The sequence below is a fragment of the Streptomyces sp. NRRL S-378 genome, assembly GCF_000720645.1.
Taxonomy (GTDB): Bacteria; Actinomycetota; Actinomycetes; order Streptomycetales; family Streptomycetaceae; genus Streptomyces.
The window spans coordinates 14,935-33,867 of sequence record NZ_JOBX01000029.1; the positions used below are offsets into that span (position 1 = coordinate 14,935).

22 protein-coding genes and 3 pseudogenes are annotated in these 18,933 nt (G+C 70.2%); 14 read left to right on the forward strand and 11 right to left on the reverse strand.

The genetic code is table 11. The features are described 5' to 3' along the window. Positions 1-16: 16 nt before the first annotated feature. The gene (locus IH80_RS0120860; RefSeq protein ID WP_030962402.1) at positions 17-805 is read left to right on the forward strand and encodes an aquaporin; all 789 of its coding nucleotides are present in this window, start codon (positions 17-19) and stop codon (positions 803-805) included. Then, positions 802-948 (forward strand): annotated as a pseudogene (locus IH80_RS47395) (FAD-dependent oxidoreductase); the annotation flags it as partial. The gene IH80_RS0120860 and the pseudogene IH80_RS47395, both read left to right, overlap by 4 nt. 64 nt (positions 949-1,012) lie before the next feature. Here IH80_RS47395 and IH80_RS0120865 read toward each other — a convergent pair. The 3 genes from IH80_RS0120865 to IH80_RS0120875 all read right to left on the reverse strand — a co-directional run bounded on the left by IH80_RS0120865 (position 1,013) and on the right by IH80_RS0120875 (position 2,822). Then, positions 1,013-1,852, reverse strand: coding sequence for a sulfite exporter TauE/SafE family protein (locus IH80_RS0120865; protein ID WP_030962403.1), 840 nt, complete (start codon positions 1,850-1,852; stop codon positions 1,013-1,015). A 110-nt stretch (positions 1,853-1,962) separates the two neighbouring features. After that, a complete protein-coding gene (locus tag IH80_RS0120870) occupies positions 1,963-2,457 on the reverse strand; it encodes a GNAT family N-acetyltransferase (protein WP_030962404.1) in 495 nt (164 codons plus the stop codon). Next, a complete protein-coding gene (locus IH80_RS0120875; RefSeq protein ID WP_030962405.1) occupies positions 2,454-2,822 on the reverse strand; it encodes an ArsR/SmtB family transcription factor in 369 nt (122 codons plus the stop codon). The genes IH80_RS0120870 and IH80_RS0120875 overlap by 4 nt, the downstream gene beginning before the upstream one ends. A 308-nt stretch (positions 2,823-3,130) precedes the next feature. Between IH80_RS0120875 and IH80_RS39535 the strand changes: the two genes are divergently transcribed. The 4 genes from IH80_RS39535 (at position 3,131) to IH80_RS0120895 (ending at position 6,864) form a co-directional block, all read left to right on the forward strand. Then, positions 3,131-3,340 (forward strand): hypothetical protein, encoded by a 210-nt coding sequence (locus IH80_RS39535; protein ID WP_037880641.1) that lies wholly within the window; start codon positions 3,131-3,133, stop codon positions 3,338-3,340. A 52-nt stretch (positions 3,341-3,392) separates the two neighbouring features. Continuing rightward, complete coding sequence (locus IH80_RS0120885) at positions 3,393-4,760, forward strand: NAD(P)-binding domain-containing protein (protein WP_030962406.1); 1,368 nt, start codon at positions 3,393-3,395, stop codon at positions 4,758-4,760. 1 nt (position 4,761) lies between these two features. Next, on the forward strand, positions 4,762-5,988 hold the full coding sequence (locus IH80_RS0120890; RefSeq protein ID WP_030962407.1) for an MFS transporter: 1,227 nt from the start codon (positions 4,762-4,764) through the stop codon (positions 5,986-5,988). Positions 5,989-6,162: 174 nt separating this feature from the next. Continuing rightward, entirely contained in the window at positions 6,163-6,864 is a 702-nt protein-coding gene (locus IH80_RS0120895) for a restriction endonuclease (RefSeq protein WP_030962409.1), read from the forward strand. Positions 6,865-7,018: 154 nt separating this feature from the next. On the opposite strand, the gene IH80_RS0120900 is transcribed toward IH80_RS0120895, so the two are convergent. After that, entirely contained in the window at positions 7,019-7,969 is a 951-nt protein-coding gene (locus IH80_RS0120900; RefSeq protein WP_158943536.1) for a 1-phosphofructokinase family hexose kinase, read from the reverse strand. Between the two features lie 614 nt (positions 7,970-8,583). Between IH80_RS0120900 and IH80_RS0120905 the strand changes: the two genes are divergently transcribed. From IH80_RS0120905 to IH80_RS0120915, 3 genes and pseudogenes are all read left to right on the forward strand, one after another. Then, positions 8,584-8,844, forward strand: coding sequence for an SHOCT domain-containing protein (locus IH80_RS0120905; protein WP_030962413.1), 261 nt, complete (start codon positions 8,584-8,586; stop codon positions 8,842-8,844). Then, positions 8,841-9,803, forward strand: a pseudogene (locus IH80_RS0120910) (PEP/pyruvate-binding domain-containing protein); the annotation flags it as partial. The gene IH80_RS0120905 and the pseudogene IH80_RS0120910, both read left to right, overlap by 4 nt. A gap of 1,035 nt (positions 9,804-10,838) precedes the next feature. After that, positions 10,839-11,192 carry a transglycosylase family protein gene (locus IH80_RS0120915; RefSeq protein ID WP_051809661.1) on the forward strand — a complete coding sequence of 118 codons (354 nt, stop codon included), beginning with the start codon at positions 10,839-10,841 and terminating at the stop codon, positions 11,190-11,192. 334 nt (positions 11,193-11,526) lie between these two features. Here the strand turns inward: IH80_RS0120915 and IH80_RS46135 are convergent. After that, positions 11,527-11,619, reverse strand: a pseudogene (locus tag IH80_RS46135) (hypothetical protein); the annotation flags it as partial. 361 nt (positions 11,620-11,980) lie between these two features. Here IH80_RS46135 and IH80_RS44825 point away from each other — a divergent pair. Then, a complete protein-coding gene (locus IH80_RS44825; RefSeq protein ID WP_030962421.1) occupies positions 11,981-13,030 on the forward strand; it encodes a hypothetical protein in 1,050 nt (349 codons plus the stop codon). A gap of 3 nt (positions 13,031-13,033) precedes the next feature. Next, on the forward strand, positions 13,034-14,227 hold the full coding sequence (locus IH80_RS0120925; protein WP_030962423.1) for an SRPBCC family protein: 1,194 nt from the start codon (positions 13,034-13,036) through the stop codon (positions 14,225-14,227). 119 nt (positions 14,228-14,346) lie between these two features. Here IH80_RS0120925 and IH80_RS0120930 read toward each other — a convergent pair whose 3' ends face one another. The 6 genes from IH80_RS0120930 to IH80_RS0120955 all read right to left on the reverse strand — a co-directional run bounded on the left by IH80_RS0120930 (position 14,347) and on the right by IH80_RS0120955 (position 17,096). Continuing rightward, positions 14,347-14,520 (reverse strand): CsbD family protein, encoded by a 174-nt coding sequence (locus IH80_RS0120930; protein WP_030962424.1) that lies wholly within the window; start codon positions 14,518-14,520, stop codon positions 14,347-14,349. A 117-nt stretch (positions 14,521-14,637) separates the two neighbouring features. Continuing rightward, positions 14,638-15,243: a hypothetical protein gene (locus IH80_RS0120935; RefSeq protein WP_030962425.1), complete on the reverse strand. Its 606-nt coding sequence runs from the start codon at positions 15,241-15,243 to the stop codon at positions 14,638-14,640. 46 nt (positions 15,244-15,289) lie between these two features. Further along, entirely contained in the window at positions 15,290-15,937 is a 648-nt protein-coding gene (locus IH80_RS39540) for a DUF6286 domain-containing protein (RefSeq protein WP_030962426.1), read from the reverse strand. Positions 15,938-15,972: 35 nt separating this feature from the next. Then, positions 15,973-16,374: an Asp23/Gls24 family envelope stress response protein gene (locus IH80_RS0120945; protein WP_051809663.1), complete on the reverse strand. Its 402-nt coding sequence runs from the start codon at positions 16,372-16,374 to the stop codon at positions 15,973-15,975. Further along, positions 16,371-16,550, reverse strand: a complete 180-nt coding sequence (locus IH80_RS0120950; protein WP_030722688.1) for a hypothetical protein — start codon at positions 16,548-16,550, stop codon at positions 16,371-16,373. Before IH80_RS0120950 ends, IH80_RS0120945 begins: the two co-directional genes overlap by 4 nt. A 66-nt stretch (positions 16,551-16,616) precedes the next feature. After that, positions 16,617-17,096 (reverse strand): Asp23/Gls24 family envelope stress response protein, encoded by a 480-nt coding sequence (locus tag IH80_RS0120955; protein WP_030962428.1) that lies wholly within the window; start codon positions 17,094-17,096, stop codon positions 16,617-16,619. A gap of 274 nt (positions 17,097-17,370) precedes the next feature. Between IH80_RS0120955 and IH80_RS0120960 the strand changes: the two genes are divergently transcribed. The 3 genes from IH80_RS0120960 to IH80_RS0120970 are packed head-to-tail and all read left to right on the forward strand — an operon-like array spanning position 17,371 to position 18,928. Next, entirely contained in the window at positions 17,371-17,907 is a 537-nt protein-coding gene (locus IH80_RS0120960; protein WP_030962430.1) for an RNA polymerase sigma factor, read from the forward strand. Further along, on the forward strand, positions 17,898-18,569 hold the full coding sequence (locus tag IH80_RS0120965) for a hypothetical protein (RefSeq protein ID WP_030962432.1): 672 nt from the start codon (positions 17,898-17,900) through the stop codon (positions 18,567-18,569). Before IH80_RS0120960 ends, IH80_RS0120965 begins: the two co-directional genes overlap by 10 nt. Next, positions 18,566-18,928 carry a hypothetical protein gene (locus tag IH80_RS0120970; protein ID WP_030962433.1) on the forward strand — a complete coding sequence of 121 codons (363 nt, stop codon included), beginning with the start codon at positions 18,566-18,568 and terminating at the stop codon, positions 18,926-18,928. Before IH80_RS0120965 ends, IH80_RS0120970 begins: the two co-directional genes overlap by 4 nt. Positions 18,929-18,933: the final 5 nt, after the last annotated feature.

The window sequence follows — 18,933 nt, forward strand, 5'->3', positions numbered from 1 at the left end:
CCGAGGAGAACCTGCCTTGACCGCCACCGAGTCCGCAGCGGGCGACGCCCCGGCCGCCGACAAGGCGCCGCAGCCTGCGCCCGGCGCGACGCCGCCCCGTACCCCGCTGATCGCCCGCGCGGTCGCCGAGCTGGTCGGCACCGCCGCCCTGGTCGCGATCGTGGTCGGCTCCGGCATCCAGGCCACCGAGCTCACCGACGACGTCGCGCTGCAGCTGCTGGCCAACTCCACCGCAACCGTTTTCGGCCTCGGCGTCCTGATCGTCCTCCTCGGCCCGGTCTCCGGCGCCCACTTCAACCCCGCCGTGACGCTGGCCGAGTGGTGGACCGCCCGCCGCGGCGGCGCCGGGGTGAACGCCCGCGAGTTCGCCGTTTACGTGCCCTCCCAGATCGTCGGCGCCATCGCGGGCGCCGTCCTGGCGGACGCGATGTTCGGTGAGCCGCTGGTGAAGTGGTCCACCCACGACCGCTCCACCGGGAACCTGCTGCTGGGCGAGGTCGTGGCGACCGCCGGTCTGATCCTGCTGATCTTCGGTCTGGCGCGCACCGACCGCCTCCGCTTCGCCCCCGTTGCCGTCGCCTCGTACATCGGCGCCGCGTACTGGTTCACCTCTTCCACCTCCTTCGCCAACCCGGCGGTCACCATAGGCCGCGCCTTCACCGACACCTTCGCGGGCATCGCCCCGGCCTCGGTGCCCGGCTTCATCGCCGTGCAGCTCGTCGGCGCCGTGGTGGGCCTGGCCCTGGTGGCGATCATCTTCATGCGCGGCAAGACCGACTCCGACTCCGGGACGTCCGCAGCATGACGCAACGCACCGGCGTAGTGGTGATCGGCGGCGGCCAGTCCGGGCTCGCCGCCGGGTACCACCTGCGCCGCCTGGGCATCGAGCACGTCATCCTCGACGCCCAGTCGGCGCCCGGCGGAGCGTGGCAGCGGTCCGGCAGATCCGGGACCTGCTGCCCTGACCCCGCGCCGCTTCAGCGGGCAGAAAACAACCGAAGGCCCGGTGACGTCACTCGTGCCGGGCCAGCTTGTAGGCGGAGACGAGAAGGATCACGGCCAGCGCCGGTATCAGGACCAGGTCCGGGAACACCCCGAGGAGCGATCCGCCCAGTAGTGCACCGGCGGTCGAGCCGGTGGCCATGATCGTGGTGAAGCGGAGGCAGGCACCCAGGACGGCGAAGCTGTCGTCGCGGCTGTAGCGGGCGAAGGCGACGAGCATGGTCGGCAAGGACACCAACAGGGAGAGGCTGCCGGCGGTCTTGATGTCCTGTCCGAAGAGCAGCACGATCGTCGGGATCAGCAGTTCCCCGCCGGCGACGCCCATGATCGCTGCGACCACGCCGATACCGAAGCCGGCCGCAATACCCGCGGGAATCCGTGCCCACGGCGACAGGTCGAGCGTGCCGAGCGTGGTGGTGTGCGTGAGGACCAGAGCGGCCGCCATGAGCACCATGAGGGCGGACAGGACCTTGTAGAGGGTGGCGGACCGCATCCGGACGGCCCAGGAAGCGCCGGCCCACGCCCCGAGCAGGCTGCCGGCCAGGAGGTTGACCGCGACGGGCCATCGGGCGGCCACTTCGACGGCCGGGACCGGGGCCAGCCGGGCGGGGAGCGCGACCAGGACGACGACGAGGCTCATCGCCTTGTTCAGGATGACCGCCGAGAGCGCGGCGAACCCGAAGAGGCCGATCAGCAGCGGCAGGCGGAACTCCGCACCGCCCAGCCCGATCATCCCGCCCAGCACGCCGATCGCCGCACCCGTGGCGAACACCGCGGGTGCCGTGTGTGTCGGGCGGAGACCGCCGAGGCTCGGTTCGGTACGCCGGACCGTAGCTTCGGGGAATGCCACCGGTCCGCCGCCCAGGACTCGTCGAGACCTCCGAGCGACAGAACGCGCCGCCGTGCCCGGCCCCCCAGACCTCGGCGCTGCCTGACGAACCCGCGGCGGAGCAAGCCGGCTTACGTCAGGACGGGGCTGCGGCGCTCCAGCAGGATCACGTCCCGCCACACCCCGTGGTGGCGACCGATCCGTTCGCGCGTGCCGATGACACGGAACCCGGCTCGCGCGTGGAGGGCCAGGCTGGCGGTGTTCTCGGGGAAGATCCCGGACTGGATGGTCCAGATGCCCGCGGTCTCGGTCGAAGCGATCAGTGCGTCCAGCAGGGCGCGGGCGACCCCGCGGCCGCGCGCGTCGGGGTGGACGTACACGGAGTGCTCGACCACCCCTGCGTACGCGCACCGGTCCGAGACCGCGCTCGCCGCGACCCAGCCCGACACCCTGCCGTCGTCGACGGCGACGAAGCGGTGGTCGGGCAGCTTGGCCTTGTCGAACGCGGCCCAGTCGGGGGCCTGCGTCTCGAAGGTCGCGTCGCCCTCGTCGATCCCCGACTGGTAGATGCCCAGCACCTGTTCGGCGTGCTCGGGCAGAAGCGTCTCGATCCGCACCGCGCTCACGCCGCCTTCGCGGGGCCGGCCAGCAGTGCGCCCATGGCGGCGAGCACGGACGGCTCGACCCGGTAGTACACCCACGTCCCGCGGCGCTCGGAGGACAGCAGCCCGGCCTCTTTGAGCTTCTTGAGGTGGTGGGAGACGGTCGGCTGGGAGACGCCGACGTCGGAGATGTCGCACACGCACGCCTCCCCGCCCTCGTGGGAGGCGACGGCGGAGAACAGGCGCAGGCGGACGGGGTCACCGAGGGCCTTGAACATCTTCGCCGCGACTTCGGCCTCCTCGGCCGACATGGGGCGCTCGTTCAGCGGCGGACAGCAGGCCGCGACGCCGTCGGACTCCAGCAACGGCAGAACCTTCACATTCGACATACGTCTATGTTGACATACATCGAACTAAGAGGGCAGGGGGCGGCTTCGGGTCAGGTGGGCGGCCGGTCGGCGGGCCGGCCGCGACCCCGCCGCCCGGTCGGATGCCTCCAGTGCCGCCGGCTTCTGTCCTGCCCGGACCGGCGCATGCGCTACGGCCGCCCCGCCTGGGCGCCCATGACGGTGACGGCATCCATCTGCTCCACGCCCACTCCAAGAATTAGATGAACGTCTATGTTGACGTCTATCGATACAAGTGTCATTCTGATCACGCAAGCCATAGACAAACTTCGAAACACGAGGGAGTCGTCATGAACGAGCCGATCACCCCCACCCGCCCGGACCGCGCCGCGACGACGGTCTCCTGTTGCGGCACCACACCGGCTCAGCCCGCCGCCGAGGGTGCGCCCGCCCAGTCCTCACCCTGCTGCGGCACCAACGAGGACGCGGAAGCAGCCGGAGCCTGCTGCGCCCCGCAGGCCAAGCGCGAAGCCGTCGCCACGGGCGCCGGCTGCTGCTGACCACCCGAAGCCCCGCCCATCCGCCACCCGCACGAAGACCCGGAGACATGCCATGAGCGAGACCACCACCGAGCTGCCCGTCGTCGTCATCGGAGCCGGCCCCGCCGGACTCGCGGCCGCCGCCCACCTCCTCGACCGCGACATCACGCCCCTCGTCCTGGAAGCCGGCCCGCTCGCCGGGGCCGCGGTGCGCGAATGGGCTCACGTGCGGCTGTTCTCCCGCTGGGGCGAGCTCGTCGACCCGGCCGCCGAGAAGCTCCTGGCCCCGACCGGCTGGACCACGCCCGCCGAGGACACCTGTCCCTCCGGGGGTGACTGGGCCGAGCGCTACCTCCAGCCGCTGGCCGACGTGCTCGGCGAGCAGGTCCGCTACCGAACTCGCGTCACCGGCGTCTCCCGCACCGGCCGCGACCGCATCGTCGACGCCGACCGCGACACCCAGCCCTTCGTCGTCCACTACGAGAACGCCGACGGCCGGGAGCACCGCCTCTTCGCCCGCGCCGTCATCGACGCCTCCGGCACCTGGTCCACCCCCGGCCCAGCCGGCGGCAGCGGACTCGCCGCCCTCGGCGAGAAGGCAGCCACCGACCGCATCACCTACCGGGTCCCCGACCTGAAGGACCCCGCCGTCCGCGCCCGCTACGCGGGCAAGCGCACCGCGGTCGTCGGCTCAGGCGCCTCCGCCTTCACCGCCCTCGCCTACCTCGCCGATCTCGCCACGTCCGACGACGGCCAGGGGACCCACGCCACGTGGATCCTGCGCCGCGGGATCTCCGGCTCGACCTTCGGCGGCGGCGAGGCCGACCAGCTGCCCGCCCGCGGCGCCCTCGGCCTGGCGGCCAAGGCCGCCGTCGACGGCGGCTACGCCGACGCGGTCACCGGATTCCGCACCGACACCGTCGAGCGCACCGAAGACGGCCGCGTGATCCTCCTCGGTGAGGACGGCCGCCGTCTCGACCCGGTGGACGAGGTCATCGTCCTCACCGGCTTCCGCCCCGACCTGTCCTTCCTGGGCGAGCTGCGCCTCGGCCTCGACGAGCGCCTCCAGGCCCCGACCGCGCTCGCCCCGCTGATCGACCCCAACCAGCACTCCTGCGGCACCGTCTACCCGCACGGCGTGAACGAGCTCTCCCACCCCGAGAAGGACGTCTACCTCGTCGGCATGAAGTCCTACGGCCGCGCACCCACCTTCCTCGCCATGACCGGCTACGAGCAGGTCCGCTCCATCGCCGCCCACCTCGCAGGCGACCGGGAAGCCGCCGAGCGCGTCGAGCTCACCCTCCCGGAGACCGGGGTGTGCGGCGGTGCGGGTCTCTTCGACGAGCCGGAAGCCTCCGAGCAGAACGACGGTGGCGGCTGCTGCGCAGCCCCGGCCACCCTCACCATCGGCGCCGTTCCCACCTCCTCCGGCGGCTGCTGAAGTGAGCGACCTCCAAAGCGGCGTGGCCGCGACCGGGACGGGGATCCGGTCGCGGCCACGCGCCGTCCTGCCCGCCTTCTGCCTCACCCAGATCACGAGCTGGGGCATCGTCTACTACGCCTTCCCCGTCCTCAATCCCGCCATTACCGCCGACACCGGGTGGAGCGCGGGCGCGACCACCGCTGCGTTCTCCGCCGCCCTCGTCGTCTCCGCCATAGCCGGGGTCTACGTCGGCCGGGTACTGGACCACCGCGGGCCCCGCACCGTCATGACCGCAGGCTCGGTCCTGGCGACCCTGAGCCTGCTGGTCATCGCCGCGGCCCCCAACCTGGCCGTCTTCTTCGCCGGATGGCTGCTCGCCGGAGCGGCGATGGCCGCCATCCTCTACCAGCCGGCCTTCGCCGCCCTCACCCGCTGGTGGGGCCCCGAACACATCCGCGCACTCACGATCGTCACCCTCGCCGGCGGACTCGCCTCCACCGTCTTCGCCCCCCTGACCGCGGTCCTCGCCGACCACATGTCCTGGCGCGCCACCTACGTGGTCCTCGCAGGCATCCTCGCCATCCTGACCGTCCCGGCCCACGCGATCGCGCTGAAAGCCCCCTGGCCGCCGGCCCCGCCGAGCCCGCCGCACGTCACCAGCGGCCACGAGCACGTCGTGCGCAGCCGGGCGTTCTGGATGCTGGCCGTCACCTTCACCCTGTCCGCGTTCGCGATGTACGCCGTCGTCATCGGCCTCGTCCCCCTCCTTCTCGAACGCGGCTACACCACCACCCAAGCCGCATGGGCCCTCGGCCTCGGCGGCGCCGGCCAGACCCTCGGCCGCACCCTGTACGCGACCCTCGCCCGCCATCTCGGCGTCACCGCCCGCACCGTCGCCCTGATCGCCCTCGGCGCCCTCACCACCGCAGCCCTCGCCACCGTGGCCGGCCCCTATGCGCTCCTCGTCGCCGTATCCGTCCTCGCCGGCGTGATCCGCGGCAACCTCACCCTCCTCCAGGCCACCGCCGTCACCGACCGCTGGGGCACCACCCATTACGGCCGGCTCTCCGGACTCCTCGGCGCACCCGCCCACGCCGCAGCAGCCCTCGCCCCCTTCGCCGGCGCGGTCCTGGCCGGACCCCTCGGCGGCTACCCCGCACTGTTCGCACTGCTGGCCGCACTGTCGATCACCGCCGCTGCCACAGCATTCGGGACTCGTCCTCGCAACGGCCCGAGCGGCGGATGACCCGCGGATGACCTCCAGCGCTCCTCGGCCCGGCCGCGGGGACACCGGGTCGTCGTCGGGCACGTGCCCGCCCCCGCCTTCCGGGCAGCCCGCAGGGATCGAGCCATGGCCGACGGGCGCCCTTACTGACACGCGTCGCCGTGCCCAGACTGATCGGAGACGGGGAGGTACGGGGTGGCGGTACGCAAGAGGCGCCGGTCGGCATCACGGAAGCGCCGGGAGGCCCGGCTCAAGGCCGGCGCCTGGGCCGGCGTCGTCGTCCTGGCGCTGCTCCTGATGTTCTGGTCGGTCATCTGGCCTTACCTGGTCGCACTGTTGCTGCTCGGGGTCGTCGGCGGTGGCGTTTGGTGGCTGTGGAGGACGGACCGTCTCATCCGGGGCAGTGACCGCCAGTGGCGCCACGAAGACGCGGTTGACGTCGGCCATCGAACGCTTGCCGAGGTGGACCTGATGGACGGCACGCAGTTCGAGGACTTCGTCGCCGACCTCTGCAGGCGGGACGGCTGTACGGAAGTCCGCCGCGTCGGCCGCACGGGGGACGACGGCGCCGACGTACGCGGACGTCTGCCCGACGGCCGCACCATGGTGATCCAGTGCAAGCGCTACCACCCGAAGAGGAGGATCTCCAACGGGGAGGTCCGCAACCTCCTCGGCTCGCAGGTGCACTTCAAAGCCGAGGTCGCCGTCTTCGTCACCACCACGTACTTCAGCGGCCCCGCCGAACGCTGCGCCGTGCAGAACGGTGTCGTAGCCGTCCATCGTGATCACCTCGGCCTGTGGAACAACGGAGCGGCGCTCCCGTCCCTCACCGCGGTGAACGGAGCCGGCCAGGGCGACCGCCGGCACCGCGCCCTGCGCAAGAACACGTACGAGTAGCGCTGCCCGCGTTCCGCCGGCCGTGCCCGGTCTTCGAGACCTTCGACTCGTGCCGGCCGAGCGCCGCCGGCCCACAGAGCAGGGGCGCAGCAGGACGGGGCGAGGATCCAGCCGACGCGATCGGGTGTTGGATTGCCGTCTCGCGGGGGCAGGGTCACAGGTCCTGGCGCCGTGCATCGGTCTGGAACCGGGTCCTCACCTGGGAGCGGAGCGATCGGGCCGCGTCCAGGTCGAAGGGTTCGGTGCTGGGAGTGAGCATCGCTGCGGCGGCCACCGCAACCCCCAGCGCGCAGGCGCTGACGGGATCCACTCCGGAGGCCAACTGCGTGGTGATGGCGGCGACCATGCTGTCTCCCGCCCCGGCATCGCTCAGGGCCTCGCCGGGCAGCGGCGGCGCGTAGAGCTCGGTGTGGCCGTGGCCGGTCGAGCACAGTGCACCCAGCTCTCCGAGGGTGGTGACGGCGATCTCGGCGGCCCCCGTGCCGAGCAGGTGCTCGTTGAGGGCCCGGGCGTCGTCGAAGCCGCATACCGGTTGGCCGGTCAGGCTCTCGGCCTCCGTCCGGTTGCATCTGAACAGGAACACGCCCTCCGCGAGTGCTCCGCGAAGCGCAGGCCCGGAGGTGTCCAGGACCAGTCGGGATCCGGCCTCCCTGATACGGCGGGCGACGGCCGCGTAGAAGTCGTCGGGCAGGCCGCCGGGCAGGCTGCCGCTGGCCACGACGTACGGGCAGCTGCCGACGGCCCTCGCCAGCGCATCCAGACACTGCTGCCCCTCGTGGTCGTGCAGGTGCGGCCCGGGTGGCACGATGTGGTAGCTGCGGCGCGACTGGGCTTCGAACAGCACGAGTGCTTCGCGGGTCTGGTCCTCGATGTCGACTGCGACGTGGTCGATGCCCTCTTCGTCCAGCAGCCGGTTCAGGCGCAGGCCGACCTCGCCTCCGGCGGTGTGGAAGGCAGTGGCTCGTCCTCCGAGCCGCACGACATGGCGGGCGACGTTGATCCCTCCGCCGCCGGCAGCCACCGACCTGACCCGGGCACGGTTCTTGCCGATGTCCTCCAAGAGCCCGACCTCCCAGCAGAGATCGACCGTGGGGTTCATCGTCAAGGTGAGGATCGACTGCCTCGACTGCCCGCCGGCACTCCCCGGTCCCGCTGCGCCGTGGGGACTCCCGGCTGTCGCGGCTGTCGTGGGGTCCGGCGTCGCGGCCGTGCTCATCGCGGTGCCCAGGTGGTCGCGCCGGACCCTGGCCGCCGCACCGCCTGCGGGGCACGGCCCGGCTCGCGGCAGCCTGAGGAGATCAGGTCCTGATCCCCCGTGTTGAGCGCAGGGGGCCCGGCGATGGCCGCTGTCCTCCCGTACCGGCCCCGGGAAGCCGTTCTCCGCCCGGTGCCGTTGGCCCGACTCCGCCCGGGAGGCATCATCGCGTTCACCTCCGTGGACAGCGACACGTCCGACCCGACTTCCATACTGAAACAGCCTGACGTCACCTGCATTCCGGCACACGCCCGCGTCTGTTCCTCGGCATACGGATCTGCAGGAGCCTCGGATGGGTGGTCGCAGCTGGAGGGAGAGAAAAGGGTGGTGCAGGACGGGCCTGTCGGCCCCGGCTGCGACCCCGACCGGCCCATGCCCGGACGACACGGGCCGACGGACAGTGAGGGCAAGGGGGACATGCCCTGTGGGCCGTGTCCCGGACCACCGCAACAGGAGCGTGAACCATGTTCTGGTACGACCACGGAATGGCCGGATGGGGCTGGGTGGTTATGGCGCTCGGCATGGTCCTCCTCGTGGCCCTGGCCGTTGCGGGAGTCGTTCTGCTCCTCCGCAGCGCCGACCGTCCCGCCTCGAGCACGGCGCGGCCCCCGGCTCTGCCTTCCCCCAAGCAGGTGCTCGCGGATCGGTTCGCCCGAGGTGAGATCGACGAAGAAGAGTACGAACAACGTCTGGCCGCACTGCGCGCCCACGGGCGGCAGGCATGAGTTCGTACGTGTACGACTTCGACGAGGGCGGCCGGGGCATGGCCGAGCTGCTCGGAAGCAAGGGCGCGAACCTCGCGGAAATGGCGTCCATGGGCCTGCCCGTACCGCCGGGCTTCACCCTCACCGCCCAAGCCGGCCGTGCCTTCCTGGCCACCGACAAGCCGCCGGAGGGCTTGAAACGCGAGGTCGATGAGCACCTGGCGGCGCTGGAGCGGGCTGCCGGCAAGAGGCTGGGGCAGGTGGACAACCCGCTTCTGCTGTCGGTCAGGGCGGGGGCCATGCGCTCCGTGCCGGGCATGATGGAGACCATCCTGGACATCGGCCTGAATGACCTGTCCGTGCTGGGACTGGCCAGGATGCCCGACCGGGACAGATTCGGCTGGGATTCCTACCGCCGCCTCGTGCAGATGTTCGGCAGCACGGTCATGGGCGTCGAAAGTTCACTGTTCGAAGACGCGCTCCGGCAGATCAAGGTGCAGCACCGCGTCGCAGACGACTCCCAGCTGGACACCTGCGACCTCATCCGGGTCGTCGAAACGTTCAAGGACCTCATTCTCGAACGCACCGGGAGGGCGTTTCCGCAGGACCCCGCCGAACAGCTGTGGCAGGCGATCCTCACCGCATTCCGGTCCGGAACGGCGGTCACCGTCCAGAGCATGGTCTTCGGCAATGTCGGAGCCGACTCCGGCAGCGGTGTCGTGTTCCGCCGTGATCCGGCCGGTGGGCGTCCCGGGCTGTACGGCACGTACCTGCCGAACGCTCAGGGCGAGGAGGTCGTCTCGGGCGTGCGCAAGGGCTTGCCGCTTCAGGAGCTGGCCACGCTGGACCCGGACTCGTTCGATCGCTTGTGCACGTACAGGGAGCGGCTGGAAGAGCACTACGGCGCTGTGTGCGACATCGAATTCACCATCGAACGCGGCACCCTGTGGCTGCTCGAGACCCGTGTCGGCCGACGCACGCCGTAGGCGCGCGCGGTTCAACGAAGCCCCGAGCTCGGCCTCAGGGGGTGCCTGCGACTGCGACCGGGAACGGCCCGCACCCACGATCAGCGCAGCATGTGCCCTCTGCCCCCGAATCGCTGGTACGGGCCCGGCTGAACACCTTCCGGGACCGTACATCGGGTGTCGGCAGACCTTCCTCTCGATGCTTCAGCGGTTCCGCCGCCTGCGGCGCATGAGGAGAAAAACGAGGAGTGCGAACCCCACTGAAAGCAGTGGGGTCCACTTGGACCCTGCTGCGTGCGCCGCGTGAGCAGCCCTTTCACGGACTGCGTCGGGGGTTCTGTCGGCTGCGAGGTGTCCGGCCCGAGATGCGGCGTCACGGACGTGCTCTGCGGTTTGGGCGGCCGTGTGCAGGAGCGGTTCGGGTGTCCTGTTCTTCGCCAGCTCAGCCGTATGGCCGGCCTTTTCACGGACCTGGGCCGTGGCCTGTTTGGCTTTGGCGATGGTGTGTTCCTTGGCCGCGGCGGCCTTTTCCTTGGCCTTGGACCTGCCGTCGGCCCCGGCCGACGGACCGTCAGCCTCATCGGCTCCGTTCTGTGTGCTCCCGCCTTCTGTCGGCTCTCCTGAGGGGGAAGAGGACTCGTTACCGTCGTGCCGGCTGGTCATCGGTGTGCTCTCCATCCCGGCCATCGCGGCCGCGGCTTCGTTGCTGGCGCGTTCGAGAACGTCGGCGATCCGGCTCCCATCCGCGGAGCGGGCCGGCGGTCGAAGGACTCCTGCTGTGATGGTCGCGCGTCGAACGGTGGGATGCCCGGCGCCGAGCTGTTGCCCTACTCCACTTGGGCGCAGCAAAGGACACGGTGAGCCCTACGGTCGCGCGTCCCTGCAGTCGCGCCTGCGGCCGCCGAACGGGTGGCGTTGCCCATTCGCCCGCGGGAAAGGGCCGGGGGCGGCCGGGAGGCGTGCTGTGCTGCCTGTGTGGCCCGACGGCCGTCGGCGGGACTGGCCGGAGACACAGGACCGGACCGTCCGCCGGACAGCGAAGGAGGACTGATGTCTCGTTTCCAGGACAGCCAGCGAACCGGAAGCACCATTCTGGCCCTGCTCTGCGCAGCGCTCCTGTGCCAGGCGGCACTGCCCCATTCCGCCGATGCGGCCGCCCGCTCTTCGAAACCTCGCGTGGACTGGGACGCGATCGCCCAATGCGAGTCGGGCGGCAACTGGCGTGCCAATACAGGCAATGGGCACTACGGCGGTCTGCAGTTCACCCGGTCGAGCTGGAAGGCCGCGGGTGGCCGCAGGTACGCGGCCCGAGCCGACCTGGCCACGAAATCGGAGCAGATCGCCACGGCCAGAAGGCTGGCTGCGCTGCAGGGCATGGGTGCTTGGAGCTGTGCCCGCCGGTAGGGAACGGGTAGAAGGCCGCACCGTCCTCGCGCCGGTGCTGAACCGCGGCGCGCACGCGGGGGCGGCCGACGGTGGCCAGTCGCAGGGGAAGGACCTTCGTGTGGGCGGAGGACGCCTGCACGACGTCGTGATGGGTGCGGGCGACATCCTCGAGCCACGGCAGTCTCCGTGAGCGGAGCTGCGGCGTCGGCGTAGGCCTGGATGCTGCCGGTGTGGCGCGAGGGGAGCGTTGGCGGCCCCGACCGCGGCCGGGTCGGGCCTGCTCCCACCGGTCCATGCCCATCTCTTTCGCCTTGCCCACGGAGTCGACCCACTGCGCACAGGGTTCCCCCGGCTACGGTGCGCACCGTGAGGGGTGGCAGCTGACCTTGTAGCCGGCCGTCCCGCTGGTCGTGCCGACGATGCGTTCCGGTTCCACGACCTCCGTCTGTGCCTCCCAGCCGTCCTCGGTCGGCTCGGGCGACGCGACAGGATCGGGGGCTTCCCGAGCCGCTGGGTCCGTTCCTCGGTGTCCTCGGCCGGGCGGGGCCGGACTCTCCTCGGGCGTGCCGTTTTGCTGCGGCCGGGAGGTGACTCCACTGGGGGAACACCGCTCGCTGAACCTACAATGTCATCGTATAGGGACATATATCCCGTATCGGGGGTAGGCGGTGTACAGGCCGCCTGAGCGGGGCCGTTTCTTCGGCCGCCGGCGCAGAACCAGCCAGCGCAGCCCACGGGCTCGGACCGTATTCCTGGGCAGGCGGCGACGTGCAACCCGCAAACGCCCTGATGGAGGGTTACAGCTCATGGAGGACACGACCAAACTCACGCTCGCGGCCGCTGTGGCCGGGGGCTACGTACTGGGGCGTACGAAGAAGGGCCGCCTCGCATTCTCGGTGGCCACCTACCTTGCAGGCCGCCGCTTCGGCCTGGAACCGGGTCAGCTCATGGCGCAGGGCCTCACCAAGCTCAAGGAGACGCCCCAGTTCGCGGAAATCACCGACCAGCTGCGGGGCGAGGCCCTGGACGCGGGCAAGAAGGCGCTGGGAGCCGCAGCAAATCGCAAGCTCGGCGACCTCGCCGAATCGCTGCACCACCGCACCCTCGAACTGACCCGCGGCGGCGAGAGCGAGGACGAAGAGGAGTCCGACGAGTACGAGGACGAGGACGAGGAAGGCTACGCGGAGCCGGAGGCTGAGGAGGAAGAAGAGGAGGAGGAAGAAGAGGAACCGGAGGAGGAAGAGGAACCGGAGGAGGAAGAGGAGCCAGAGGAGGAAGAGGAACCGGAGCCGGAAGAGGAAGAAGCGGAGGAAGCGTACGAGCCGGAGGAAGAAGAAGAGGAGGAAGAGGAAGAACCTCAGGAAGAGCCCCCGCCCGGCAGGCGCAGTCGCCCCCCGGCCCGCGCCCGTGGCGGCTCCGAGGCTCCCGCACGAAGGACGCGGCGACCGAGCACCTCCAAACCAGCGGCACCCGCGAAGCGGCCGACGGCAAAGAAGACCGCGGCGAAGAAGAGTTCAGCGGAGAAGACGTCAGCGCGCCCTGCAGCCGCCAAGAAGGCAGCGCCGACCAAAAAGGCAGCGCCGGCCAAGAAGGCCGCGCCGACCAAAAAGGCTGCGCCGGCCAAGAAGGCAGCGCCGGCCAAGAAGGCAGCGCAGGCCAAGAAGGCCGCGCCTTCCAAGACCGCCGCCAAGAAGACGTCCAAGACGGCGTCGGCGAAGAAGAGCGCAGCGCGCACACCTGCACGCAAGACGGCGCCGGCGAAGAAGACCGCAGCGCGCGCACCCGCACGCAAGACGGCGGCCAGGAAGACGGCGGCGAAGAAGACGTCAGGCCGCAAGCCGTCCACGCGGAGGTAGGTCATGGCACAGTCAGAACGCGCCAGCGAGCAAGAACAGAAGTCGGGGATGGACCAGCTGCTCGAAGAGCTGACCTCGTTCCTGGGAGCCCAAGCCGGGAAGCTTGCCGACAAGGCGTCGGACAAGCTGGGGGAAGTGACCGATCAGCTCACGGACGTGGCGCAGGGCAACGGCAAACTCTCTGACGTCGCCGGTATCGGGGGGCGGATGCTCCAGGGCGACTCGCCCATGAAGGCGATGATGGGGCAGGGCTTCAGTGGCATCAAGGACAAGGTGACCGACGCCGCCTCCCAGATTTTCGGCAAGGGCAAGAAGGGCCGTAAGAGCGGCGGCAAGGTCGTCAACATCGTCGAGTTCATTGACGTGGGCCTTCCGCTGCGGACCGTGTACGACCACTGGGCGCAGTACGAGGACTTCAGCAGCTTCGCCAAGGGCGTTCGCGACGTCTCGCGCAACGATGACACCACCAGCGACTGGAAGGTCAAGGTCGGACCTTCGACGCGTGGCTGGAAGGCCACCGTTCAGGAGCAGATACCCGACGAGCGGATCGTATGGACTTCCGAAGGCGCCAAGGGAAGCACCCGGGGCTGCGTCAGCTTCCACGAGCTCGCTCCGTCGCTGACCCGCATAGTCGTGGTCGTTGAGTACTACCCCTCCGGACTGTTCGAGAAGACCGGGAACCTGTGGCGCGCTCAAGGCCGCAGACTGCGCCTGGACCTCAAACATTTCCTGAGGCATGTCTCGCTCACCACCGATGAGCCAGAGGGCTGGCGCGGCGAGATCCGAGACGGCGAAGTGGTCCGCACCCACGAAGAGGCGATGGAAGAGGAAGGCGAGTACGAAGAAGACGAGGGCGAGGAGGAAGGCGAATACGAAGGCGACGAGGACCAGGGTGAGGGGGAAGCGAGGGACGAAGCAGCAGAAGACGCAGGCGAGGCGGAAGGAGAGTACGAGGAAGACGAAGAGGGAGACGAGTTCGAGGAAGGCGAAGAGCCCGAGGAGGGAGAGCCTGAGGAAGACGAGGAGGCATCCGAGGACGGCTACGCCAACGGCGGGGAGGAATACGCCGAGGAGGACGTCCCTGAAGAGGAAGACGAGGAAGACGAGTACGACGAGGACGAGGAGGACGAGGAGGACGGGGAGGACGGGGACGAAGCCGATGAAGCAAGCCGTCCTCGCCGTCGACAGCGACGGTAGGGGCGTGCACGGCCTCGTTCATGGGGGTCAACGCCGACGACGAGGACGAAGCCGATGGGGCGCTTCGTCCTCGTCGTCGACTCCGACGATTGTCCTGTTCACGGTCTCGGTCGTCGGGGTCAATGCTTCAGTGTGTCCTTGGCTTTTTGTATGGTCTGCTTCGCATCGCCCGCCATTTGTTCGCGGGCCCCCTTGGCCTCCAGGCTTTCGTTGCCGAGAACCTGGCCGGTGGTTTCCTTCACCTTGCCCTTGGTTTTCTTGGCTACGTTCTTGACCTTCTTGCCTGCCGCCATTGTGTTCACCTCCCACGCCACAGCATCGCGCGGTCCCGGTATGGACTTCCCCTGCCCCTACCCCCCTACGGCGCACCCAATCGGGATGGTCTCCCGAGCTGATCCCCAGCTGATGACCTACTCGGCGCGGTGGGCCTTGTGCGGGCTCACCCGCAGTTGCACCAGCGCGGGGAGGTGGGTCTGGCCGGTGGACCGGCGGGCGCGTTCCAGAGGGCCGTCGCCCAGTGCTCGCAGGACGGGTCCGGGCTCGCCGTCGGACGTGAGGGTGAGGTCGAGATGGGCCTCCGGGTGCTTGGCCGAGCCGTCCATCCGCGCCCGAGCCTTGCGGACGCCGGGCTGTAGCTGGGCGTCGGCGGCCAGAGCGTCGCTGAGGGCGCGCTCACGAAGTTCCACACCCTCCACGGCGGAGGGGCCTCCCAGGGGTATGTGCCCGGGGTGCGTGCGGCGCAGTTGTGCCAGCAGCCACACCAGGGCGAGCACGACGACGATGGCCAGGACCGCGATGACCACGGGCCACCACCATCCGTCATCCGCCCAGCGGTCGCGGTCGGCGGCGTCGAGCAGGACGTCCCGGGGAGCGGTGAGGGGCCAGCCGGAGGGCGACGTCACTGCCCAGCGCCGGTACAGGTCGAAGCTGCCCGCCAGCACCAGGAGGCCTGAGCCGAGCAGCACGATGCCCGTCAGGGCCAGAAGGACTCGGTTGACTGCGGATTTCCTCTTCATGGGATCCGTTTCCTGTCTCTTGCTCGGCCGTGGTCCTTCACGGACGTCACTTCCGACGGGCGCGTACCCGTACCGACAGCCTGGGAGGGCGGGCAAGGGCGAGCCGGTCGAGTTCCTCACCCAGGGCGGCCAAGAGATCGGCCTTGACGTCGGCGGGGGCGCGGAAACGCACGTCCGCCCGGGCTCGGATGCGGTTCCGGAGGACTCGGATCCTGGCACTACTGACCCCGGGGACGCGCATGGCGGCATCCCGCAGAAGGAGTGCCGCGGTGTCGCGATCCAGCACGGCGCGCATGTCCCCGTCGGAGGTCTTGAGGGGCATTTCGTGACGCAAGCCGGGGGTGAGTGCCAAGACGACCAGCCAGAGGCCGATGAGGACGATGGCGCCTGCACCGATCCGTATCCAGACGTCGTCCAGCGGACGGGTGGCCAGTTCGTCGGCCAGGTGCGTGCGCCACGCCGCGGCGGACTGGCCCGCGCGAACCCTGACGACGTCGACCAGAAGCGTCCCGGCGGCGGCCCCGATGAGCAGGGCGGTCAGTGCGGCGGGTATCCGGCGAGCGGACCACCGGCGCCCGGTCGGCCGCGGACCAGCCGCAGGCTGCTTTTCCAGCTGCCCCACCGTGCGGGAGGTGACCCCGCCGGTGACCGTGGGCTGCTCCGGCTCAGCCGGGGCGTCTTGGTCCCGTTTCATATCGGCTCTCCTTCCCGGTGTGCCCGCGGACCGGTTCACTGCACGCGTCGGTCTTCCAGGCCACCGGAGGGAACCAGGTGCTCGATGGCGAGGGTGACTTCAGTGACGCGCATCCCGGTCAGCTGGGCGACCCGCTCGCTGACGTACTGCTGCACCTGGCGGGAGGCACGGGTGAGGTCCAGCGGGTAGGGCAGGTCCAGTCTCAGTCCCAGCCGGGCCGTGCCGCTCCCGACGGTGACCGAGGCGTGCGGGGCGGCCAGCTTCGCTCGAGCGGCTGACGTGGCCGTGTGGGTGGCCAAGGCCTCCCGCGCAGCGCGGGCCGCGATGCGGGCCACCACCTTCTCCGGGATCACCGTGGCGCCGCGTTCGCCAGCCGGCAGGACCGGCCCGGTGGCTGCTGCTCCGCCGGGCGAAGCACTGGCAGACTGCGAGGTCACTGCCGGTCCCGGGAACGCGTGAAGTCGGACAGCTCCAGGTCACCCTGCAGCATGCGGCCGATCACCAGGCCCACCAACCCCAGAAAGGCAACAAGCAGGAACGCCCAGAAGCCGCCGAAGAATGCGGCGAAGCCCAGAGCCATGCCGGCCAGCAGACCCGTGGTTGCTGCGCTCATCTCACTCACCTGAATTTCACGTCGATCGCTTCTGCGCCCGTCGGCGGAACGCCGCGGGCTGCGAGGTCACTGCACGCGGCCCTCGACTTCCTCGTCGTCCTCCTCGTCGGGCAGGTGGACGTCGTCGACGGTGATGTTCACTTCGACGACCTCCAGACCGGTCATGCGTTCCACAGCTGTGATGACACTGGTCCGGACCTCGGCAGCGAGGTCCACGATGGCAACGCCGTACTCCACGACCACGTCGAGATCGACGGCGGCCTGCCGTTCGCCCACCTCGACCTTCACTCCGCGACTCACACTGGGACGTCCGCCCGGGACCTTGTCCGTCACCGCCCCGAGCGTGCGCGCCATGCCGGAGCCGAGGCTGTGGATGCCCGGCACGTCGCGGGTGGCCATTCCTGCGATCTTTTCGACGACGCTGTCGGCAATGGTCGTCCGGCCCCGGGTCTCGGGAGCCGTCCCAACGCCGGCCTGGCCCGTGAGGGCCTTCCCGGCAGGCCCTGCCTCACTCCCGCCGGCAGGAGGCTTGATGGTGTCCGACATGAGGACCTCCCCAGAGTTCCGTCCGGGCGCCGGTGCGGTGCCCTCATGCGTTAGACACGCCGCCGGGGCATTCCTCACCCGGCCCGCGGGATGCACCCCGCTTACCATCGAAGTGTGCGTACGCAGGCCGTGACCACCGTCTTCGGCAGAAAGCGAGCGGCGGATGCGCAATCGGACCAGACCCCCGCCCCCGTACGGCGCGGACCTCCCGATGCGGTCGGCGCCGCGTCCGACCGCCGACGTCGCCGCGCACAGGGACACTCCCAGCGACCTGGTGGACGACAGCGTCCTGGCGGTACGGGCTTCCGAAGGGGATGAAGAAGCCTTCGCCGTCCTGGTCCGTCGGCACGGCGGCCGCCTGCTCGCCCTGGCCCAGCACCTGCTCGGCAACCGGGCGGACGCCGAGGATGCCGTCCAGGAGTCCTTCCTCAGCGCCTGGAGGCGGCTACCGGAATTCCGGCACGGTGCCTCGTTCGGCACGTGGATGTACCGCATTGTCACCAACCGCTGCCTCAATACGCTGCGTCACCGCCCCCGTCCTCTGCCCCTGGACGTCATCCCCGAACCCGCTGCCGCGGATGCGGGCAGCTCACCGCCGCGCGTGGCCGAGTCGGACGCAGCCACAGCCGCCCTGGCGCGAGCGCTTCTGGAACTGCGGCCCGAGCTGCGGGCGTGCTGGATCCTGCGGGAGCTGCAGGGCCTGCACTACGAAGAGATAGCCCATGTGGTGGGCAGCAGCGAACAGACGGTACGCGGCAGACTCTTTCGTGCACGACGCGCTCTGATGGAGGCGATGCGCCCATGGCGCTGAACGACCCGCACCTCACCTCCCCTGAAGAGCCCAAGCACGAGGGCGCCACGAGGCTCGGAGTACGGCCGATTCCCGACGCCGAGTTGCCGGCCGGGGAAGAACTGCTGCCCTGCGGACGCACCCTCGGGCACGCCTGGGAGCAGGCCCGCGACCTCGCCGGCGCTTCAGACCCCCACAGCAGCAGCTGCCGCTACTGCCAGGAGGCAGTCGAAGGGCTGGCAGCCCTGGACAGGGCCACCCGTGCTCTGCGCGCCCGGGAACAGCCCGACAGCCACAGGCTCGTCAACCGTGTCATCACCGCGGTACGAGCCGAGGCACGGCTGGGGACGATGCTGTTGCTGGACGATCCCGATCATGATTTGCGCATCGCCGAGAGCGCGGCCGCGAAAGTGTTGCGCCGGGCGGCTGACACCGTCCGCGGCGCCCGGGCCGCCAGCTGTCGCCTGACCCCCGTACAGGGCGGCCACTCCATCGCCATCACGGTTGCGGCCGCGCTTGACAAGCCGTTGCGGGAGCGGGCCGACAGGGTGCGCCAAGCCGTCCTCAACGCAGCTGAGGACACGCTCGGTCTCGCCGTCACCGTGGTCGACCTGGAGATCAATGCCGTGCTGGAACTCCCTCGTGTGCCGGGTGGCGAGCGGCTCGGGCTGGGCGAACGATGACCGCCTTCCACCGTGAGGACATCCAGCAGGCGGCAGCGGCAGCAGCCCTCGCCGCTCCTGGTGTCGCAGGCCTTCAGCCCGCGCTCGCCGACCGGCTGGCTCTGGCGGCCTCCCGCGTCCACCACGCCATGACGGCAGGCGCCGCCTCGCACCACGAGGTGGCCGGCATCCGCTGCCGGCACACCCCGGAAGGAGGGTGGGCCGTGGAAGTGCGCTGCATCCTGCACGCCGACCGTCGCGTGGTCGATGTCGCCCGGCAGGTGCGCGAAGACGTTCGGAATGCGGTCACGGCCTGCCTGACCCAGCGGGGTGCAATCAGGCCGGTCACTGTTCAGGTCACCGTCACCCGCACCGTTTAGGCCCC